This window comes from Actinomycetospora chiangmaiensis DSM 45062, from assembly GCF_000379625.1.
GTDB classification, from domain to species: domain Bacteria; phylum Actinomycetota; class Actinomycetes; order Mycobacteriales; family Pseudonocardiaceae; genus Actinomycetospora; species Actinomycetospora chiangmaiensis.
In genome coordinates this window covers 1-17,322 of the sequence record NZ_KB903240.1, presented here as the reverse complement: position 1 = coordinate 17,322, position 17,322 = coordinate 1, and the positions used below count along the sequence as shown (strand labels likewise).

Genomic DNA, 17,322 nt, shown 5'->3' with positions numbered 1-17,322 from the left:
GCGGCGGGTCGGGGCCGCCGGGCCGTCGTCGGGCACCGGCGGGTGGTCTCCCCGCTCGATGATGAGCTGGCGCAGCCGCGTCAGCGCGCGGTGCTGCGCGACGCGCACCGCGCCCGCCGTCGACCCGACCGCCTCGGCGGTCTCCTCCGCGGAGAGCCCGACCACGACCCGCAGCCGCAGCACCTCGCGCTGCTTCTCCGGCAGCTCGGCCAGCAGCGTCGCCATCTCCACGGAGTCGGAGAGGTTCACCGCGTGCTGCTCGGGGCCGTCGTGGACGTCCTGCTCCTCGGGCAGCTCGTCGACGGGGTCGGAGCGGTCGCGGCCGGCGGAGCGGTGGGCGTCGACGACCTTGTGCTGGGCGATGCCGTAGACGAACGCGAGGAAGGGACGGCCCTGGTCCTGGTAGGTGGGCAGCGCGCGGAGCACCGCCAGGCAGACCTCCTGGGCGACGTCGTCCGGGGAGGCGTTGACCCGGTCGTACCCCCCGAGCCGGCTGCGGCAGTAGCGCACCACGAGCGGCCGCAGGATCCGCAGGAGCGTGTTCATCGCGCCGCGCTCGCCGGCGAGGGCGGCCGCGACGAGCCGGTCGAGCTCCCGGGGATCGTTGAGCGGGTCGGTCACGGTGCGCCCGCCCCGCCGGCCGCCGCGGTGACCGCCTCCCACTGCGCCATGGCGGCGTCCAGGCGGCGGTCGAACTCCGACGCCGGGAGGCCCAGCTCGGGCGCGGCGTCGGCCGCCGGCACGTCCAGCCACCGCAGCACCGCGAGGTCACGGGCCAGGGGGTCCAGGTGCGGCAGCGCGCGCAACGGCCGGGCCGCGCGCACGGCGAGGAGCCGCCAGGGGTCGGGGTGCCGCCACGCGGGCTCGAGCGAGCGGGCCGCCAGGACGGCACGCGGCGGGGGCGGCTGGGCCGGCCGCGGCCGGTGCGACCCGGGCGTCGCGTGCCCGCCGACGCTGCGGGCGGTCCGCACGAGCAGCATCGTCAGCTCGAGGGACCGGACGTCGTCCGGCGCACCGCCGAGCTGGGGCCACCGGTCCCACAGGGCGGCACGGCTCAGCAGGAAGACGTCGTGGGCGCCGGCGCCGTAGGCGTGGCCGAGGATGGCGGCACGGGGCTGGAGCAGGGCGTCGTGGCGGACGAGGAACGGGGCGAGCGCCACGGGCTCACGTCCCCGCACGACCGGTCCGGGCGTCACGACGCCCACCGACGCCCGCGCGGCGCCACCCGTTCGACCTGTCCCACTCGTCCACCCACCCGCGCCCCCGAACCCCCTCGATGACCGGACCCGGCGGTGCCGGGTCCTCGCGGCCCCCCGCCGCGTGGTCACCCCACGTCGCGAGGCGGGCCCTGATCGGTGACCCCGAACCGGCCTCGACTGCACGCCGTCGTGTGATGTCACCGTGACCGATCGACACCGACCCGCGAAAGCACGTGTCGACCGACGGGCGGTCGCGTCGACTCAGTGGCAGGTGCGCGCGACCCGCCGGGGATCGAACGGCACTGCCACCGGTCGTTCCCCGGCGACGAACGGCACCAGTGGTCGGCCTGATCCGGACGATCAGGGCCCGAACAGCTGATGTAGCAGGTCCAATAGGTGCATGGATCACTCGCCCGTTCGGAGTGATCGGGCGGCGTGTCGGTGGTCTGCGCGCCGGATCCGTCCGGATCCGCCGTCGTCGTGCGGGCCCGGCCGGGCTCGCGGCATGATCGCCGGGGCGGGGAACGGGACGGGGGAGGGGGACGCGGGCGATGGCGACTCCGGTCCGGGTGCTGGTCGTCCTCGGGGTCGTGCTCGCGGTCGCGGCCGCCGTCCTCGGGGTCCTCGACGCCCGCGCCGACGCCCGGGAGGGGGACCGGACCGCAGCCCTGACCGCCGCGCGGTCCCACCTGGCCGACCTGGGCGCCGCGTCGGCCGACCCCGCCGCCCGCCGTCGCGCGCTCGACGGTGCCACCGGTGCGTGGCGGGACCGCCTCGCCGCCGCGACGACCACCGACCCGACGTCGACGGTGGTCCGCTCGGTCGGGCTCGAGGACCTCGAGGGCGACACGGCCCGCGTGCTCGTGGTCGGCCTCGTCGGCGGCGGGGGTGACCGCGGGGCGGGTGCAGGGCCGTTCCGCGTGGCGGTCGCCCTCTTCCGAGCCGACGACCGCTGGCTCGTCACGGACGTGGCGGAGGTCCCGTGAGGCGTCCGCGGGTCCTCGTCAGCGTGATCGGGGCGGCCGTGCTGGTGCTCGCCGTCGTCGTCGGGGTGCTGGCGCGCGGCGTGGTCACGGCGGCACGCACCGACGGCGCCACCCGGGACGCCGTCGCAGCCGCGACGACGTTGACGCCCGTTCTGCTCGGCTACGACTGGCGCACCCTCGACGCCGACGTGGCCCGGATCGACACCGCCACCACGGGCCCGTTCGCGGACCAGAACCGGGCGATCGTCGCGAGCCTGGTGGTCCCGGCCGCCGTCGGGACCCGGGCGAGCTCGACGGCCGTCGTCCAGCGCGTCGCGGTGCTGACGGCCGCGCCGGACCGCGTCGAGACGCTCGTCCTGTACGCCCTGACCACGGCGCGGGGCGGGTCGCCGGGGGAGACCGTCCCCCGGAGCGCCCGGGTCACGCTCCTCCCCGACGACGACGGACGCTGGCTCGTGGCCGAGTTCGACGCGTCGTGACCGCCTAGCGGTCGAGGAACGCGGTGACCGCGTCGGCCACCGCCCCCGGGCGTTCGACCGGGAGGAAGTGTCCGGCCCCGGGGATCTCGACCGTCTCGCACAGCGGCGCGGCGAGCCGACTCAGCTCGGGGCGGACGCACCCGTCGTCGGCGCCGAAGAGGTAGAGCAGCGGCTGGGACGGCAGCCCGAACACCGCCCGGTCCTCCCGCCGGTAGCGCGGGGAGCGGTGCCAGGGCTGCAGCCACGCACGGTAGTAGCTCAGTGCAGCCGTGCGCCGCGCCGGCGTGTCGAGCGCCGCCAGGACCCGGACGACGTCCGCCGCCGCGTCGTAGCCGGGCGACCAGTCGGCCCAGAGCCGCGGCACGAGCCGGTCGAGGACCGCCTCGGAGACCCACGGCAGCTGTTGGAACCCGATGTACCAGCTCGCGCGCAGCTGCTTCCCGACGAGCCCCGGGTCCCGGACCGAGGCACCCGTCGGGAGCGGGGGGACGGCCATCGTGACGACGCGGTCCCACAGGTCGGGGGCGAACACGGCGGCTCCGTAGGCGGTGATCGCGCCCCAGTCGTGGCCCACCAGCAGAGCCGGGCGGGCGTCGCCCAGGGCGCGGCGCAGGGCGACCGCGTCGGCGACGAGGGCGCCGGTCCGGTAGCAGCCGTCGGGGGCGAGCCCGGTCGGGGCGTAGCCGCGCAGGAACGGGGCGACCACCTGGTAGCCCCGGTCGGCGAGGACCGGGGCGAGGTGGCGCCAGGACCAGGCCGTGTCGGGGTAGCCGTGCAGCAGGAGCGCCACCGGCCCGTCGTCGGGACCGCTGCTCAGGTAGGCCACCTCGAGCTCGCCGAGCCGAATTCGCCGTGTCTCCACGAGGCGATCCTCGCCCGGCGGACGCGGTGCGCGCAGCAGACGTCGTGGCGGAGGCGCTCTCACCGGGCCGGTGACCAGTGGTTCCCGGTGCGCACGTCGGCCTCCGGCAGGAAGTAGTCGCCGGTCGCGAGGTCGGCCAGCAGCCCGGCGTGCTGCGGGCGCCAGCCGAGGAGCGCCTGCGTCGCGGTGGACGAGGCGGGGACGTCGAGGCCGAACACGTGGCCGACGAAGGGGCTGCCGAGGTGCGCCGCGAACTCCTCGGACGCGAGTGTGGCGACGGGCGTGGCCGCGCTCGTCGGCGTCTTCTCCGTCGCCGCGGACCCCGCGCGGACCGCCCGACTCCTCGACGTGGTGTCGGACGGCCTGCGCCGGCCCTGAGCTCACTCGCGGCCGGAGGAGATCCAGTCGTCGTCGGCGAAGGAGAAGTTGCGGCTGCCCTGGACGAGGTCGGCGGCCGCGTCGAGCCGGGACTTCTGGTCCGCGGACAGCGTCAGCGACACCGCGCCCGCGTTCTCGACGACGCGCTGCGCGGAGCGCGTGCCGGGGATCGGGACCGTCGGGATCCCGAACGCCGCACCTTGGGCGTACACCCACGCCAGCGCGACCTGGGCGGCCGTGGCGTCGAGCTCGCCCGCGACCTCGCGCACCACGTCCACGACCTTCTGGTTGGCGTCGAGGTGGTCGGAGAACCGCGGGGACTTGGCGAGCATCGTGCTCGCCACCCGGTCCGCCGTGACCGTGCCGGTGAGGAAGCCGCGCCCGAGCGGGCTGTAGGGCACGAATCCGACGCCGAGCTCGACGGCCTTCGGCACGACGTGGGCCTCGACGTCGCGCGACCAGATGCTCCACTCGCTCTGGACCGCGGCGATCGGGTGCACGGCGGCGGCCTCGGCGAGTTCGGTGGCGGTGACCTCCGAGAGCCCGAGGTGGCGCACCTTGCCCTCGGCCACGAGCTCCGCCATGGCCGCGACGGTCTCGGTGATCGGGAGGTCGAGCTGGCGGCGGTGCATGTAGTACAGGTCGATCGTGTCGGTGCCGAGGCGGCGCAGCGAGTTCTCGCACGCCTGCCGGACGTAGTCGCGGTCGCCCCGCGTGGGCGTCGCGCCGTTCCCGACCTGCCCGGTGATCCCGAACTTCGTCGCGAGCTGCACCTCGTCGCGCCGGTCGGCCAGGACGCGGGCGACGAGCTCCTCGTTGGTGCCGGACGGGCCGGTGGTGCCCTCGCGCGGGGTGCCGTAGACGTCGGCGGTGTCGAGGAAGGTCACGCCGGCGTCGAGCGCCGCGTGGAGGGTACGGACGCCCTCGTCCGGGTCGGTGGCGCCGTACACGTCGGACAGCGCCATGCCGCCGAAGCCGAGCGCGCTGACCTGCAGTCCGTCGCCGAGGGTGGTGATCGGGAGGCTCATGGCGACCACGCTAGGAGTTCGAGCGCACTCGAACGCAACTCAGGGCGTCACCCGTCGCAGCAACGCCGTGAGCTGGGCGCGCTCGTCGCGGGTCAGGGCCCCGAACACCTCGGACTGTGCCTCGTGCACCACGATCGCCAGCTCGGCGAACGCCGCCGTCCCGGCGGGGGAGAGGGCCACCAGCACCCGCCGTGCGTGGTCGGGGTCCTGACGACGGGTCACCAGCGTTTTGCCCTCCAGGGTCCGGACCGTCGCGGTCACGTCGCTGCGGTCGAGCGAGGCGGCCCGACCGAGGTCGGCCTGCGTGCGGTGCTCGACGCCGGCGAGCGACGCCAGCACCCGGTACTCGAACGGGCTCGACCCGGCGTCCGCGAGCCGACGTCCGAGCAGGGTCTGGGCGTGCGCCGCGGCGCGGGTGAGGGTCGAGGTCTCCAGGTCGGACCAGGCGGTGGGCACGGGATTCTCCTCGCGGTATTGGTCAGGCCAACACTAGAAGTGTATGTTGGACTCACCAACATCGGGGGACGCCAGCAGGCCGCGAGGATGACGAGGGGCGGCTGCGAGCCCGACGAGCCGAGCCCGGCGCGAGAGTGACGTCAGGCGGGTTCCGCGGGCCCTGGACCTGCCCGGCGTACATCTCGCGGTGGCCCCACGAGCCGAGCCGGACGCGACAGAGACGTCAGCAGGCTCTGCACGCCGGCGACCTGACCGGCGTGCATCTCGCCGGCGGACGCACCGAACCCGGCCGGTGGCGACCCGTCGTCAGACGGTCGCAGCGCGCGGACGCACGTCCCGGCCTGCCCGACGCGAACCACGGTCTCCGCAGGTCCCCGCGATCCGATAATCGACATTATGTCAGATCGGACGCGACGACCTGGGGTCGCCGTCCCCCCGCGCCCTACAGCTCGGCGCGGCGCGAGGCGATGGTCGTCGCGATGTCGCGGATCTTGACGTTCAGGTCCTGTGAGGCACGCCGCAGGACGTCGAAGGCCTCGTCGGCGTCGATCCCGCGGCGCTGCATGAGGATGCCCTTGGCCTGCCCGATGACGTCGCGGGACTGCAGGGCGTCGGTGAGCTGGGCCGACCGGAGCCGCTCGGCCTCCACCCGCTGTGCCGCCTGGAGCGCCACCGCCGCGTGGGCGGCGAGCAGCAGCATCATGTCCTCGTCGATGTCCTCGAGGTCCTCGGGCGAGCGGAAGTAGTAGTTGAGCGCGCCGAGCCGCGGCGGGTCGCTCTCGGGGAACATGCCGGTGGCGATCACGGCGGTCATCCCCAGCTCGGCGACGCGGGGGCCGAAGCGCGGATAGCGCGGGTCGCGCGCGAGGTCGCGGCTGTGGGTGGTGCCCGTGCTCGCGTCGGCGACGACCTCGACGCACGGCCCCTCGCCGGTCTCGTACTGGATGTGGTCGGCCCGGGTGGCGAGCGGGTCGGTCTCCACCGGGGTGTGGAACGAGCCGTCGGGCTCGCGGACGGTCACCGAGACCATCGCGGCCGACGGCGCGAGGTCGCGGGCCCGCTCCACGATCCGCTCGAGCACCCCGCCGACGCCCTGTTCCGGCGGGACGGCGAACAGGTCGCGGGCGAGGGCGTAGAACTGGTCACCGAGCGGACCGAGGTCCTCGACGGCCGTCGGGGTGCCGCCCGCGCCTCCCCCGGCGCCGTCCGCGTCCTCGACGAACCGCCGCCTGGCCGCCTGCCACTCCCGCTCCGTCGCCATGAGGACTACGTACCCCACCGCCGAGGTCCTGCGCACAGGAGGTTCCTCACCGCCTCGGCCCGGTCGGGGCGTGCGTTAGTGGCGCAGGGCGGCCGGGTAGACCTCCGCCGCACCCGCCGGCTGCCCGGGCGGTCGGCAGGTGCAGGTCCTGGATGGTGCAGACCTCGCTGCCGCCAGGACCGACCTCACCAGCATCGACTCACGACGGACGGGGGGCCGGCGCAGTCCCGTCCTGGTCCGTCACGTACCAGCGGGCGATGTCGACCAGCTTGACGTTCATGTCCTGCGACGCCTCCACCAGGCGCCCGAACGCCGTCGCGGCGTCGATGCCGTAGCGGCTCATGAGGATGCCCTTGGCCTGGCCGATGACGTCCCGACTGGCCACGGCGTCGCGGAGCTGCAGGAGACGGCGGCCGGCCTCGACCACCAGCGCGGCCTGGTGGGCGATCAGCGCGACCACCTCCCGGTCGTCCTCGCCGTCCCCCGGCGCGCGCCGGTGGAGCGTGACCGCTCCCGCCGCGGACCCCGCGATGACGACGGGCGCGGCGACGACGTCGTGGTAGCCCGCGCGGGCGACCGCGTCGGACCACGCGTCCGGCACGGGCCCCCGGTCCCCGGACCCCACGACGCGGATCTCGTCCAGGGCCTGCACGGTCGGCCCTGCCCCGAGTCGGCCCTCCAGGGTCACGAGCTCGCGGGCCACGCGGGTGGTGGCCGCCCGGACGAGGCGGGTGCGGTCGACGCGGAGCGTCACGGCGACGTCGTGGTCGGGCAGCGGGACGGCGGCCGCGGCGGCGTCGGCGAGGCCGGCGGCGATGCGGTCGAGCGATGGCGGTTCGTCGTGGATGATCGCGAGCAGCTCGTGCGACAGACGCGCGGACGAGGCGAGAAGGTCCCTCGGATGCACCTGGTTTCCTCAGCCGGGACGACACGTCGACGTGCCTGCCTCACGGCTGAACCAGGAATCCGGGAACTTTAACCAATACCGTCACCCGGAGGGACGACAGGTCCGGCTCCGGTGGCGCGTGTCATGTCCCGTCCTCTCCGCGGCAACGCGCGGCGAGCGCCAGGGCGTCGGCGGGCGCGTGTCCCCCGCCGTCGTTGTCGAAGAAGACCCACACGTCGCGCGGCACCGGGGGCGCCGGCACCCCGGGCGCGATGGTGTCCGCGGAGGCGGGCGACTCCCCCTCCGCCCACGCCCGGACACGCGCCGCCCACGCCCTCAGGGCCGCCGGGGAGTACCCGCTGCGGTAGAGCTCGGTGTCGCCGTGCAGCCGCACGTAGACCGGATCGGCAGTGACGTCGTCGAAGCGCGGGAAGGCCCCCGCCCCGTCGGAGACGACGAGCGAGACGTCGAGCTCGCGCAGCGCCCGGACGACGGCCGGGTCCCGGAAGCTCGGATGTCGGGCCTCGAGGGCGTGCCGCAGGGGCCGGTCGACGTCGACGTCGGTGCAGGGGTCGCGCACGAGCTCCGCGTAGGGCCGCGCCCGGTCCGCAGCCGTGGCGGTGCTGCGCGGGAGCCCCCCGAGGAATCCGCCGATGAGCTCGGCGTCCCACCGCATCGCCGGCGGCAGCTGCCAGAGCACCGGCCCGAGCTTCTCCCCCAGCGCCAGCGGCCCCGAGGCCAGGAACCGACCGAGCGCCTGCTCGACGTCGCGCAGGCGCTTCATGTGCGTGATGTAGCGGCTCCCCTTCACCGCGAAGCGGAAGTCCTCCCCCGTCGCCGCCGCCCAGCGGCGGAAGGTCGACGCCCGCTGCAGCGAGTAGAAGGTCCCGTTGACCTCCGCGGCGTCGAGCCGGGAGGCGAGGTACTCGAGGCGCCGGCGCTTCGCGAGCCCGTCGGGGTAGAAGGTGCCCTGCCAGTGGTCGTAGGTCCACCCCGAGGTGCCGATGCGTACCCGGCCGGCGTCCACCCGCGCCATGCTCCCGCAGGCGCTGCCCGTGCGCGGGCTACCGTCGAGCGGTGGGCGTGATCGAGTCGGTGAACGTCGGGGTGGAACGGGCGGTCCTCGCGAAGACCGGGCGCTCCGGGATCGACAAACGGCCCGTCCCCGGCGCGGTGTCGATCGCGGTCCCCGCCGCCGGGTGCAGCGGCCTCGCGGGCGACCGGATCAGCGACGTCGACCACCACGGCGGCCCGGACCAGGCCGTGTACGCCTACGCCCGCGAGGACCTCGACGCGTGGGAACCGCACCTCGGGCCCCTGCGCGCCGGGACGTTCGGGGAGAACCTGACGACGCGGGACCTCGACGTCACGGGCGCGCGGATCGGCGAACGCTGGCACGTCGGACAGGGACTCGTCCTGCAGGTCACGGTCCCCCGCATCCCCTGCCGCACCTTCGCGGCCTGGCTGGAGCGGGCCGGGTGGGTCAGGGAGTTCACGACGGCGGGTGTGCCCGGGGCCTACCTGCGCGTCGTCACGCCCGGGACCGTCGTGGCGGGCGACGCGGTGGTGGTCGAGCGACCCGACCACGACGTGACGATCGGGCTGGCCTTCCGGGCGGTGATGACGGCGCCCGAGCTCCTGCCCGAGCTCCTCCCCGCCCTCGATGCCCTGCCCGACGACGTCCGGGACCGGGTGCTGCGGCGCCTCCGGTGACTGAAGGTTCAACCAGTCGTCACCCTCCGTTGTGGCGTCCGCGACAAGCCCGCGATACCGGCGGGTAGTGCCAGACACTCGTGCTCAGCACACGACGACGTGGAGGACCTGGATGACGATGATCGGCAGCCCCTGGGACGTGCCCACGGACGTCGGGGAGCAGGCGCCCGCCGCCGACCGGCCCGACTGGTTCGACGACCTCGTGACGCTGCACGTGCTGACGTCGCACGGCGACGCCGGTGCCGCGGACGACGTGGCCCGGTGGGCGGCGTCCGACCCGGTCGTGGCCCGACTCTCCGCCGAGCTCCGCGACCTGCACCGCGCCAGCCTCGACGCCTGACGCCTCCCCGGGGGGAACGACGATGCCCGGCCCACAGCGCGGTGGGCCGGGCATCGTCGTGTCCGGGCCCGATCAGCGCGGTCGCAGGCCCGCGAGCAACGCGGCCGGGCTGATCGTCAGGAGGTTCGCGAGCGTCAGGTCCATGGGGGCCGTTCGGTGGACCGCCCCCGCTACTGCCCCGGCTTGTGGATGTCGACGGTGACGTTCATGCCGGGGATGAGGTCGGCGCCCTGCCGGTCGGTGATACCGACCCGCACCGGGATGACCTGGGTGACCTTCTGGAAGTTGCCCCCGGAGTTCGACTGCGGGAACGGGGAGAAGACCGCGGCCGCACCACCTTGGATCTGGTCGACGTAGCCGCGGAAGGTCCGGCCCGGGTAGGCGTCGACGGTGAAGTCGACGGGGCGGCCGACCTGCACCTGGCCGATGTCGGTCTCGTCGACCCGCGCGGTGACGTACACGTTGGCCGGGTCGTAGGCGATCGCGAGCTGCGTCCCGGCCGTGAGGTAGGCACCCTCGGCGGTGTTCGTGGTGGCGACGATGGCGTCGGCGGGCGCCCGGATCGGGAGCTGGGGCTGCACGTAGGCCCCCTGCAGCTCGACGCGGCCGAGGACCTGGTCTTTGTGCACCACGGTCCCGACGGAGACGTTCCAGCCGGTGAGGGTGCCGCTGGCCGGGGCGACGATCGGGATCTGCGTGCCGTCGACCTGCGCGTTGTCGGTGGAGACGAAGCGGCTGGCGTTGAGGAAGTACGACACCGCGAAGGCGATCGCCGCCAGCAGCGCGATCACGACGATGACCGCGAGCGCGATCTTCGTCGACCGCTTGAGCGGCCGGCGCTTCGCGGGTGCGGGGGTGCCGTCCGCCGGTGTGGCGGTGTCGTCGGTGGCGGCGGTGTCGCCGGCCCCGTCGGCGGCGTCGGTGGTTCCCTGCGGTGTGCTCACGACGTCCCTCCGCCGACGACGACCTGCTGTCCCTCGGTCAGACCGCCGAGGATCTCGGTGCGGTCGGCTCCGGCGATCCCGGTGGTGACCGGGGTGGGCACCTGGCGGCCGTCGGGCTCCTGCACGGTGGCCACGGTGGCGTTGCCCTCCCGGCGCAGCGCCGAGTTGGGCACCGAGAGCCGGTCGGACTGGGCGGTGACCACGGTGGCGCGCGCCGACTGGCCGTCACGGATGCGCGGGTCGGTGTCGGTGAGCGCCATCGTCACGTAGTACTCGATGCTGCCGCCGATCGCCGTCCCGGAGGGCGCCACCGAGAGCACGGTGCCGGCGAAGGTGCGCTCGGGGACGGCGTCGAGCGAGACCACGGTGCGCTGCGCGGGCGCGATCTTCGCCGCGTCGACCTCCTGGAACGGGGCCACCACCTGGAACTGCGCCACGTTCTGCAGGACGAGGAACTGGGTGCCCCCGGGACGCGAGGGCGAGGCCGCGGCCGCGGCGGCCCCCGCGGCGGCGCCGGCCGCCTGGGCCGCACCGGGGATGGTGGCGTCGGACCCGGGCGCCAGCGCCGACGTGCCGGAGCTCGGCGCCAGGTACTCCCCCACCGCCCCGTTGAGCGCGGAGACGACGCCGGCGGCGGGTGCGCGCAGCGTCGTGTTGGCGAGGTTGCGCCGGGCGATCTCGACCTGGGTCCGCGCGTTGTCCACCGCGGCCGCCGCGGCGTCGAGGCTGTTCGGGCGCGCGGCGCTCGCGGAGTCCAGCCCGTTCTGCGCGCTGACCTGGCCCTGCCGGGCACTGGCGACCTGCAGATCGCCCGCCGCGGCGTCGACGCCCCGCTTCTGCTGCGCCTGCTGCAGCGACTGCTGGGCCTGCACCAGGCCCTGCTGGGCGGACTGCACCGCGTACTGGTCGACGATGAGCGCGTTGCACGGCGCCGCCGGGGCGGTCGAGTAGGCCCCGCCCGCCGCGCACGCCGCCCGGTCGTTCGCCAGCTGCTGCGCCGCCTGCGCGTAGCCGGCCTGCGCCCGGGGCAGCGCCGACTGGGCCGCGGCGATCGCCGCGTCGTCGGCCCGCAGGGTCGCCTCGACCTGCCGCCTGGTCGCCGACACCACCGAGGCCGCGGCGTCCACCGAGTTCTGCGCGCCGCCGACCTGGGTGCCGTCCTTGGTCTGCGCGTACTGCGCCTCCTGGCCCGCCAGGCCCGCCTGGGCCTGCTTGAGCGCCTGCCGGGCCGCGAAGTCGTCGATCGAGGCCAGGACGTCACCGGCCTCGACCCGGTCCCCGACCTTCACCCGCACCGAGGTCAGCTGACCCGCCGTCGGGAACCCGAGGTTGGTCGCCCCGAGCGCGGAGACCGAACCGCCGGAGTCGACACCGGAGCTGACCGCCGCGCGTTCGACGCGCACGGTCTGTGGCGGTGCGTTCCCGCCGGACCCGCCACACGCGGACAGGGTCAGGGCCGCCACCGCCATCAGGGTCGCGAGCGCCGAGCGTCGGGTCACGGTTCGTGAACGTATCGGACCCTAATTGGGATACGACTCCCGGCTCGTTATCCACCTCACGGCGAGATCACCGGTAGCCGCGGCGCACCACGCGCTCGAGGATCCCGAGCGTCCCCTTGAGCGCCTGCTCGGAGATGATCGGGAAGACGTGCTTCTCCCGCCACTCCTGCCGGATGTCCGACCAGTCGTAGTACGAGGTGACGAGCGTGCCGTCGTCGGGGCCCTGCGGCTCGAGCCGGTAGCCGTAGACGTGGCCGATCGAGGGGCGCACCGTGCCCTCGATGGTCCAGGCGATCTCGCGGTCGGGCTCGAAGGCCGAGATCGTGACGGTCACGTCGTAGCGGCCGAGCGGCACGTCGCCCAGGGCCTCGCGGTCCATGTGGACGACGAAGGTGTCCCCGACCGCGCCGACCCGCTCCCCCGTCGCGTCCATGAGCATGCCGGAGCTGTCGATCGCGACGTGCCCGATCGGATCGGTGAGCACGGCGAAGATGGTCGCGGCGTCGGCGGGGATCGTGCGGGAGACCTCGATGCGGTCGGTCATGGCGCGATCATGCGCCACCCGTCGAGCAGGGTCGCGTCGAGCCGGGTCCCGTCGTACGCCCGGCGGGGGCCGACCGCGTCGGCGAGCCCGACGCACCGGTCCCCGAGGAACACCCCGAGCCCGTAGGTGACGGTGTCGTCGTCGCCCCCGAGGACCGCGACGCCGATCTCGTACTGCGCCGGGTAGCCGACCTCGGCCACGTACTGCACGCGGTAGGCGGCGGGGGCGAGCTCGGGCGGCGGGCCGCCCCAGCCCGACGTCAGCAGCTCGTCGTGCAGCGCGGCGACGCCGTCGGCGTACCAGCTGACCAGGGTCACGTTGTTCACGTGCCGGTTGGTGTCGATGTCGCCGACCCGCGCCCGCAGCGCCACCGCGAACGGGTAGGACGACCGGTCGCGGCGCTCCGGACCGGGCTGGTACGCGGCCGGGGCGTCCGGCTCGTCGAGGACCATGCCGCCGAGGTCGGTGCGCAGCGCGTCGGGCAGGTGCGCCGGACCCGCGTCGGTGGCGAACACCGTGACGGTGCTGCCGAGGGCGACGCAGCGGTCGTCGCAGAACACGGCGTAGCCGTAGGTGAACGACGAGCCGCCGACGCGGCGGACGCCGACGCCGATGCGGTACTTCCCGTCGAAGGGCATGTGGTCGAGCCGCTCGACCGACTGCGCGGCGAGCAGGATCCGGAAGGCCCCGAACTCCCCGTCCTCGATCAGGCGCCGGAAGGCCGGCAGCTCCTGGCCGACGCGGGCGTCCTCGAACCAGCGCGTCACGCCGGTCGCGGAGACGCTGCCGTCGGGCCCGAGGTCGGAGTACCGCGGGGCGACCTCCCGCAGCACGGGGTAGGCCGCGGGATGGGTCAGTGCCGCCGGGTGCGATTCGGGCATGCGGCCCATCGTGGCCGTCCCGGCGTGCCCGGAGCAGCCGCCCCGGCGGGCGTCACAGGCGGGGCCGGTCACACCAGCCTCACCACTCCGGCCGACGTCGCCGTGAAGACGCCGCGCTGGACCACCCCGCGCGCCTCGCACATGGCGACGAGCGCCTCGGCCCAGTCCCGGTCGGCGGGGTGGACCGTCGCGGGGCCGAAGCGTTCGAGCACGAAGACCACCGAGCCTGGCCCGGCCGCGGTGCTCAGGCCCGGCAGGAATCCGGCGATCACGGTGCCGAGCCCGGCGACGAGGTCCCCGGGCAGGTAGGGCACGTCCTGGATGGGGATGAGCAGGGGCGGCTGGCGGCGGTCGCCGTCGAGCGGGACGAGCCAGAGCGTGCGGTCCTCGCGCGCGGTGCCCACGAGGGACTCCACGCGGTCGAGCACATCGTCGTCGGTCAGCAGCGGCGGCAGGTCCGGGGCCGGGGGCATCACGTCGGTCATGTCGACGAGCGTGACCGACGTCGTGCCCGGCCGGGGGCGGTTCGGCAGAACCCGGCGGGGCCGATCTCGCGAGGGCTACGTCAGGCGGGCTCCGGGCCCATGCATCCTGCCGGACGTCACACTCGCCCCCAGGGTGCCTACGGCCGGCGCACGCTGATGGCGAGCAGGACGGGGCCGCTCGTCCCGCAGCCCGGGCTGCCGTGGTCGCCCGACGGGCAGGAGCCGCAACCGCCGCTGCTGCACGCGGCGCTGAGGTCGGTCACGTCGAGGCGGCCCTTGCGCACCCAGTGGTCGACCATCGCGGACGCCTCGTCGCGGGAGACCCCGACGCGGGCGGCGAGGTCGTCGAGCCCCCGAGCGCGGCCCGAGCGGACCTCCTCGAGCACCTGTCGCAGCGCGCTCACGAGAGCAGCACCCCGACCTGGAACACGGCCACCGCGAGCAGCCAGGCCACCGCGAGCTGCATGACGATGCCGACCGCCGTCCACCGGGTACCGATCTCCTGGCGCTGCGCAGCGACCGTCGTCATGCACGGCGTGTAGGCCAGCAGGAAGACCATGAAGGCGAGAACGGCCGCGACGACGTGGCCGCCGGAGGTCGCCGTGAACGTGTCCCGCAGGGCCGGGCCGAGCGCGCCCGCCTGGTGGACGTCGGCCGGCTCCTCGGCGGAGTAGGTCTGGGCCGTCGTGGCGACGACGGCCTCCTTGGCCACGAAGCCGGTGATGAGCGCGGCGGACGCGTGCCAGTCGTCGAACCCGGCGGGCGCGAACACCGGGGCCACGGCCTGCGACACGGAGCCGAACAGGCTCTCCTCCGGCGCGACGTGCCCGAAGGAGCTCCCGGCGGCCGCTCCCGGCGCGGCGATCGAGGACAGCAGCCAGACCACCGTGACCGTGGCGACGATGATGCCGCTCGCGGTGCGCAGGAAGGAGCGCAGCTTCTGCCAGGTCTGCATCGCGGTGACCCGCAGCGCGGGCCGGCGGTAGGGCGGCAGCTCCAGCAGCAGCGGCTCGTGGGCGAGGTCACGGAACAGCACCCGTCGCAGCACCCAGCCCATGCCGACGACCAGCACGATCGAGAGCACGTACATCCCGAACACCATCGTCCCGGCCTGGTTGCCGAAGAAGATGCCCGCGAGCAGCACGTAGACCGTCAGCCGGGCGCTGCAGGAGACGAACGGGATGATCAGCCCCATCAGCAGGCGCTGGCGGGGGTTGCGCAGGATGCGGGTCCCGGCCAGCGCCGGGACGTTGCAGCCGAAGCCGACGATGATCGGCAGGAACGCCTTCCCGGGCAGGCCCATCAGGCGCATCAGCCGGTCGACGACGAAGGCCGCGCGGGCCATGTAGCCGGAGTCCTCGAGCACGGCGAGCAGCACGAACATGATCGCCATGAGCGGTGCGAAGCTCAGCAGCTGCCCGACCCCGGCGACCAGGCCGTCCTGCACCAGCCCCGTGAGCCACTCGGGGGCGGACACGGCGGTCAGCACCCACCCAAGACCGTCCGACACCGGACCACCGAACAGGCTCTGCACCGCGTCCTGCAGCGGAGCGGCGATCGACGTGGTGGCCTCGAAGACGCCCCACATCACGGCCAGGAAGATCGGCAGGCCGAACCAGCGGGAGGTGAGGACGCGGTCGGCGCGGTCGGACCATGTCACGCGGTCGCCACGACGTGCGACGGCGCTCGCCAGCACCCGGTGCGCCCAGGCGTAGCGCGCCTCGGCGACGAGCAGCTCGACCTCCTCGGCCACCTCGTCGTCGGGCGTCCCCGGCTCCACCAGCCCGACGGCGATCTCCCGCGCCGGACCGTCCGCCCGCTCGAGGGCCGCGAGCGCGCGCCACCGGGAGGCCGGGCCGCCGGGCTCGAGCGCCGCGACCACGCGGTCGAGGTCGTCCCCGAGCGACGGCACGGCCGGCGCCGCGGGCGCGCTCAACGCACCGGCGACGACGCCCGCGAGGACGTCGACGCCCTGCCCGCTGCGCGGGACGACCGGCACCACCGGCACCCCGAGGGCGGTCGACAACGCCTCCGGGTCGACGTCGACGCCGCGGGACCGGGCGACGTCCACCATCGTCAGCGCGACCACCACCGGCACGCCGGTGTCGGCGATCTGCGCGGCCAGGTACAGGTTGCGCGTCAGGTTGGAGGCGTCGAGGACCGCGACGACGAGTTCCGGACGACGAGCCGGGTCCTCGACCAGGATCTCGCGCGTCAGCTCCTCGTCCGGCGAGTCCGGCACCAGGCTGTACGTCCCGGGGAGGTCCACCAGCCCGACGGCGGGTCCGCTGCCCGGACGCCACTGCCCCGAGGCGACCGCGACCGTCTTGCCGGGCCAGTTCCCGACGTGCTGCCGGGCCCCCGTGAGGGCGTTGAACAGCGTCGACTTCCCGACGTTGGGGTTGCCGACCAGCACCACCCGCGGCGCGCCGACCGGAGCGGCGTCCTCGCCGTCGACACAGCACGGCTTCTCGAGCAGCACCGCCGCCGCGCTGCGCGACCGGCGCACGGACACCTCAGTCATGAACGGCCACCCACAGCTCCTCCGCACCGGCACGGTCGATCGCGACCCGGGCGTCGGCGTTCACGCCGACCACCAGTCCGCCCGCGCCCCGCCCGACCACCTCGACCGCCGCGCCCGGGACGAAGCCCAGCTCGGCGAGCCGACGGCGCCGCGCGCCGGCCGCGCGGACGGCACGCAGGACACCCCTCGTGCCGACGGGCCACTGGTCCAGCGGGCGGGTCGACGGGTCGGCGATCTCGGGAACGCTCATCGCTGCGGAGGTTAGCCTCGCCTATCCGCTGCGCTCAACATCGCGTCGCAATTGCCCCCGGAACTGCGGTCCGCAGCCAGCAGGAACGGGATGATGTCGACGAATCGGACGGCGGCAGAGTGCGTTGAGGCGAGCCTCCGCTGCCGAATGGGCGGAATCAGGCGAGCCTGGCTTTCCTGGCACGGACCGCCCGACGTTGCTTGACTCGTCGTCGTGAGCGAGGAGAGCGCGGAGGTCCTGCCGACCCACGAGGACGAGCCGCACGTCGAGCAGAACGAGAACCGGCTCAACCGGCTGCGCGCCGGGGTCCTCGGCGCCAACGACGGCATCGTCTCGGTCGCCGGCATCGTCGTCGGCGTCGCCGGCGCCACCATCGCCAGCGGCCCCATCCTCACCGCCGGCGTCGCCGGCCTNGTNGCCGGCGCGGTCTCCATGGCCCTCGGCGAGTACGTCTCGGTCTCCAGCCAACGCGACGCCGAACGCTCCCTGCTCGCCAAGGAACGCCGCGAACTCGCCGAGGACCCCGAGGAGGAACTCGAGGAACTCGCCGCGATCTACGCGGCCAAGGGCCTCAGCGAGCAGACCGCCATGCAGGTCGCCCGCGAAC

At 74.6% G+C, this 17,322-nt stretch carries 21 protein-coding genes and 1 pseudogene; 5 read left to right on the top strand and 17 right to left on the bottom strand.

Annotated elements, in window-relative coordinates:
* Positions 1–60: 60 nt before the first annotated feature.
* Positions 61–621, bottom strand: a pseudogene (locus A3CO_RS39620) (sigma-70 family RNA polymerase sigma factor); the annotation flags it as partial.
* Complete coding sequence (locus tag A3CO_RS0117155; RefSeq protein WP_157647668.1) at positions 618–1,160, bottom strand: hypothetical protein; 543 nt, start codon at positions 1,158–1,160, stop codon at positions 618–620. The gene A3CO_RS0117155 and the pseudogene A3CO_RS39620, both read right to left, overlap by 4 nt.
* Before the next feature lie 590 nt (positions 1,161–1,750).
* Here A3CO_RS0117155 and A3CO_RS0117150 point away from each other — a divergent pair.
* Positions 1,751–2,185 carry a hypothetical protein gene (locus A3CO_RS0117150; RefSeq protein ID WP_018333467.1) on the top strand — a complete coding sequence of 145 codons (435 nt, stop codon included), beginning with the start codon at positions 1,751–1,753 and terminating at the stop codon, positions 2,183–2,185.
* Complete coding sequence (locus tag A3CO_RS36035) at positions 2,182–2,664, top strand: hypothetical protein (RefSeq protein WP_018333466.1); 483 nt, start codon at positions 2,182–2,184, stop codon at positions 2,662–2,664. Before A3CO_RS0117150 ends, A3CO_RS36035 begins: the two co-directional genes overlap by 4 nt.
* Positions 2,665–2,668: 4 nt before the next feature.
* On the opposite strand, the gene A3CO_RS0117140 is transcribed toward A3CO_RS36035, so the two are convergent.
* The 7 genes from A3CO_RS0117140 to A3CO_RS0117100 form a co-directional block, all read right to left on the bottom strand.
* Positions 2,669–3,526, bottom strand: a complete 858-nt coding sequence (locus tag A3CO_RS0117140) for an alpha/beta fold hydrolase (protein ID WP_018333465.1) — start codon at positions 3,524–3,526, stop codon at positions 2,669–2,671.
* Positions 3,527–3,585: 59 nt separating this feature from the next.
* Positions 3,586–3,744, bottom strand: coding sequence for a hypothetical protein (locus A3CO_RS38220; protein ID WP_018333464.1), 159 nt, complete (start codon positions 3,742–3,744; stop codon positions 3,586–3,588).
* A 162-nt stretch (positions 3,745–3,906) separates the two neighbouring features.
* On the bottom strand, positions 3,907–4,932 hold the full coding sequence (locus A3CO_RS0117125) for an aldo/keto reductase (protein WP_018333462.1): 1,026 nt from the start codon (positions 4,930–4,932) through the stop codon (positions 3,907–3,909).
* A 39-nt stretch (positions 4,933–4,971) separates the two neighbouring features.
* On the bottom strand, positions 4,972–5,388 hold the full coding sequence (locus A3CO_RS0117120; protein ID WP_018333461.1) for a MarR family winged helix-turn-helix transcriptional regulator: 417 nt from the start codon (positions 5,386–5,388) through the stop codon (positions 4,972–4,974).
* Between the two features lie 442 nt (positions 5,389–5,830).
* Positions 5,831–6,667 (bottom strand): ANTAR domain-containing protein, encoded by an 837-nt coding sequence (locus A3CO_RS0117115; RefSeq protein ID WP_245561520.1) that lies wholly within the window; start codon positions 6,665–6,667, stop codon positions 5,831–5,833.
* A gap of 181 nt (positions 6,668–6,848) precedes the next feature.
* Positions 6,849–7,556 carry a GAF and ANTAR domain-containing protein gene (locus tag A3CO_RS32825; RefSeq protein WP_018333459.1) on the bottom strand — a complete coding sequence of 236 codons (708 nt, stop codon included), beginning with the start codon at positions 7,554–7,556 and terminating at the stop codon, positions 6,849–6,851.
* 121 nt (positions 7,557–7,677) lie between these two features.
* Positions 7,678–8,571, bottom strand: coding sequence for a DUF72 domain-containing protein (locus A3CO_RS0117100; RefSeq protein WP_018333458.1), 894 nt, complete (start codon positions 8,569–8,571; stop codon positions 7,678–7,680).
* 41 nt (positions 8,572–8,612) lie between these two features.
* Between A3CO_RS0117100 and A3CO_RS0117095 the strand changes: the two genes are divergently transcribed.
* Positions 8,613–9,248, top strand: a complete 636-nt coding sequence (locus A3CO_RS0117095; protein ID WP_018333457.1) for an MOSC domain-containing protein — start codon at positions 8,613–8,615, stop codon at positions 9,246–9,248.
* 112 nt (positions 9,249–9,360) lie between these two features.
* Positions 9,361–9,588, top strand: a complete 228-nt coding sequence (locus A3CO_RS0117090; protein WP_018333456.1) for a hypothetical protein — start codon at positions 9,361–9,363, stop codon at positions 9,586–9,588.
* A gap of 170 nt (positions 9,589–9,758) precedes the next feature.
* On the opposite strand, the gene A3CO_RS40090 is transcribed toward A3CO_RS0117090, so the two are convergent.
* The 8 genes from A3CO_RS40090 to A3CO_RS32810 all read right to left on the bottom strand — a co-directional run bounded on the left by A3CO_RS40090 (position 9,759) and on the right by A3CO_RS32810 (position 16,715).
* A complete protein-coding gene (locus tag A3CO_RS40090) occupies positions 9,759–10,532 on the bottom strand; it encodes an efflux RND transporter periplasmic adaptor subunit (RefSeq protein ID WP_018333455.1) in 774 nt (257 codons plus the stop codon).
* Positions 10,529–12,031, bottom strand: coding sequence for an efflux RND transporter periplasmic adaptor subunit (locus tag A3CO_RS40085; RefSeq protein WP_018333454.1), 1,503 nt, complete (start codon positions 12,029–12,031; stop codon positions 10,529–10,531). The genes A3CO_RS40090 and A3CO_RS40085 overlap by 4 nt, the downstream gene beginning before the upstream one ends.
* A gap of 67 nt (positions 12,032–12,098) precedes the next feature.
* Positions 12,099–12,575: an SRPBCC family protein gene (locus tag A3CO_RS0117075; RefSeq protein ID WP_018333453.1), complete on the bottom strand. Its 477-nt coding sequence runs from the start codon at positions 12,573–12,575 to the stop codon at positions 12,099–12,101.
* Entirely contained in the window at positions 12,572–13,456 is an 885-nt protein-coding gene (locus A3CO_RS32820; protein ID WP_157647667.1) for a hotdog family protein, read from the bottom strand. The genes A3CO_RS0117075 and A3CO_RS32820 overlap by 4 nt, the downstream gene beginning before the upstream one ends.
* A 68-nt stretch (positions 13,457–13,524) precedes the next feature.
* On the bottom strand, positions 13,525–13,941 hold the full coding sequence (locus A3CO_RS0117065) for a hypothetical protein (protein WP_018333451.1): 417 nt from the start codon (positions 13,939–13,941) through the stop codon (positions 13,525–13,527).
* A 137-nt stretch (positions 13,942–14,078) separates the two neighbouring features.
* Complete coding sequence (locus A3CO_RS32815; RefSeq protein ID WP_018333450.1) at positions 14,079–14,345, bottom strand: FeoC-like transcriptional regulator; 267 nt, start codon at positions 14,343–14,345, stop codon at positions 14,079–14,081.
* On the bottom strand, positions 14,342–16,465 hold the full coding sequence (feoB, locus tag A3CO_RS0117055) for a ferrous iron transport protein B (RefSeq protein WP_026204700.1): 2,124 nt from the start codon (positions 16,463–16,465) through the stop codon (positions 14,342–14,344). Before feoB ends, A3CO_RS32815 begins: the two co-directional genes overlap by 4 nt.
* Positions 16,458–16,715, bottom strand: a complete 258-nt coding sequence (locus tag A3CO_RS32810; RefSeq protein ID WP_018333448.1) for a ferrous iron transport protein A — start codon at positions 16,713–16,715, stop codon at positions 16,458–16,460. The genes feoB and A3CO_RS32810 overlap by 8 nt, the downstream gene beginning before the upstream one ends.
* Positions 16,716–16,928: 213 nt before the next feature.
* Here A3CO_RS32810 and A3CO_RS0117040 point away from each other — a divergent pair.
* Positions 16,929–17,322, top strand: a 394-nt coding sequence (locus A3CO_RS0117040) for a VIT1/CCC1 transporter family protein (RefSeq protein ID WP_018333447.1), incomplete at its 3' end; no start/stop codon positions are given.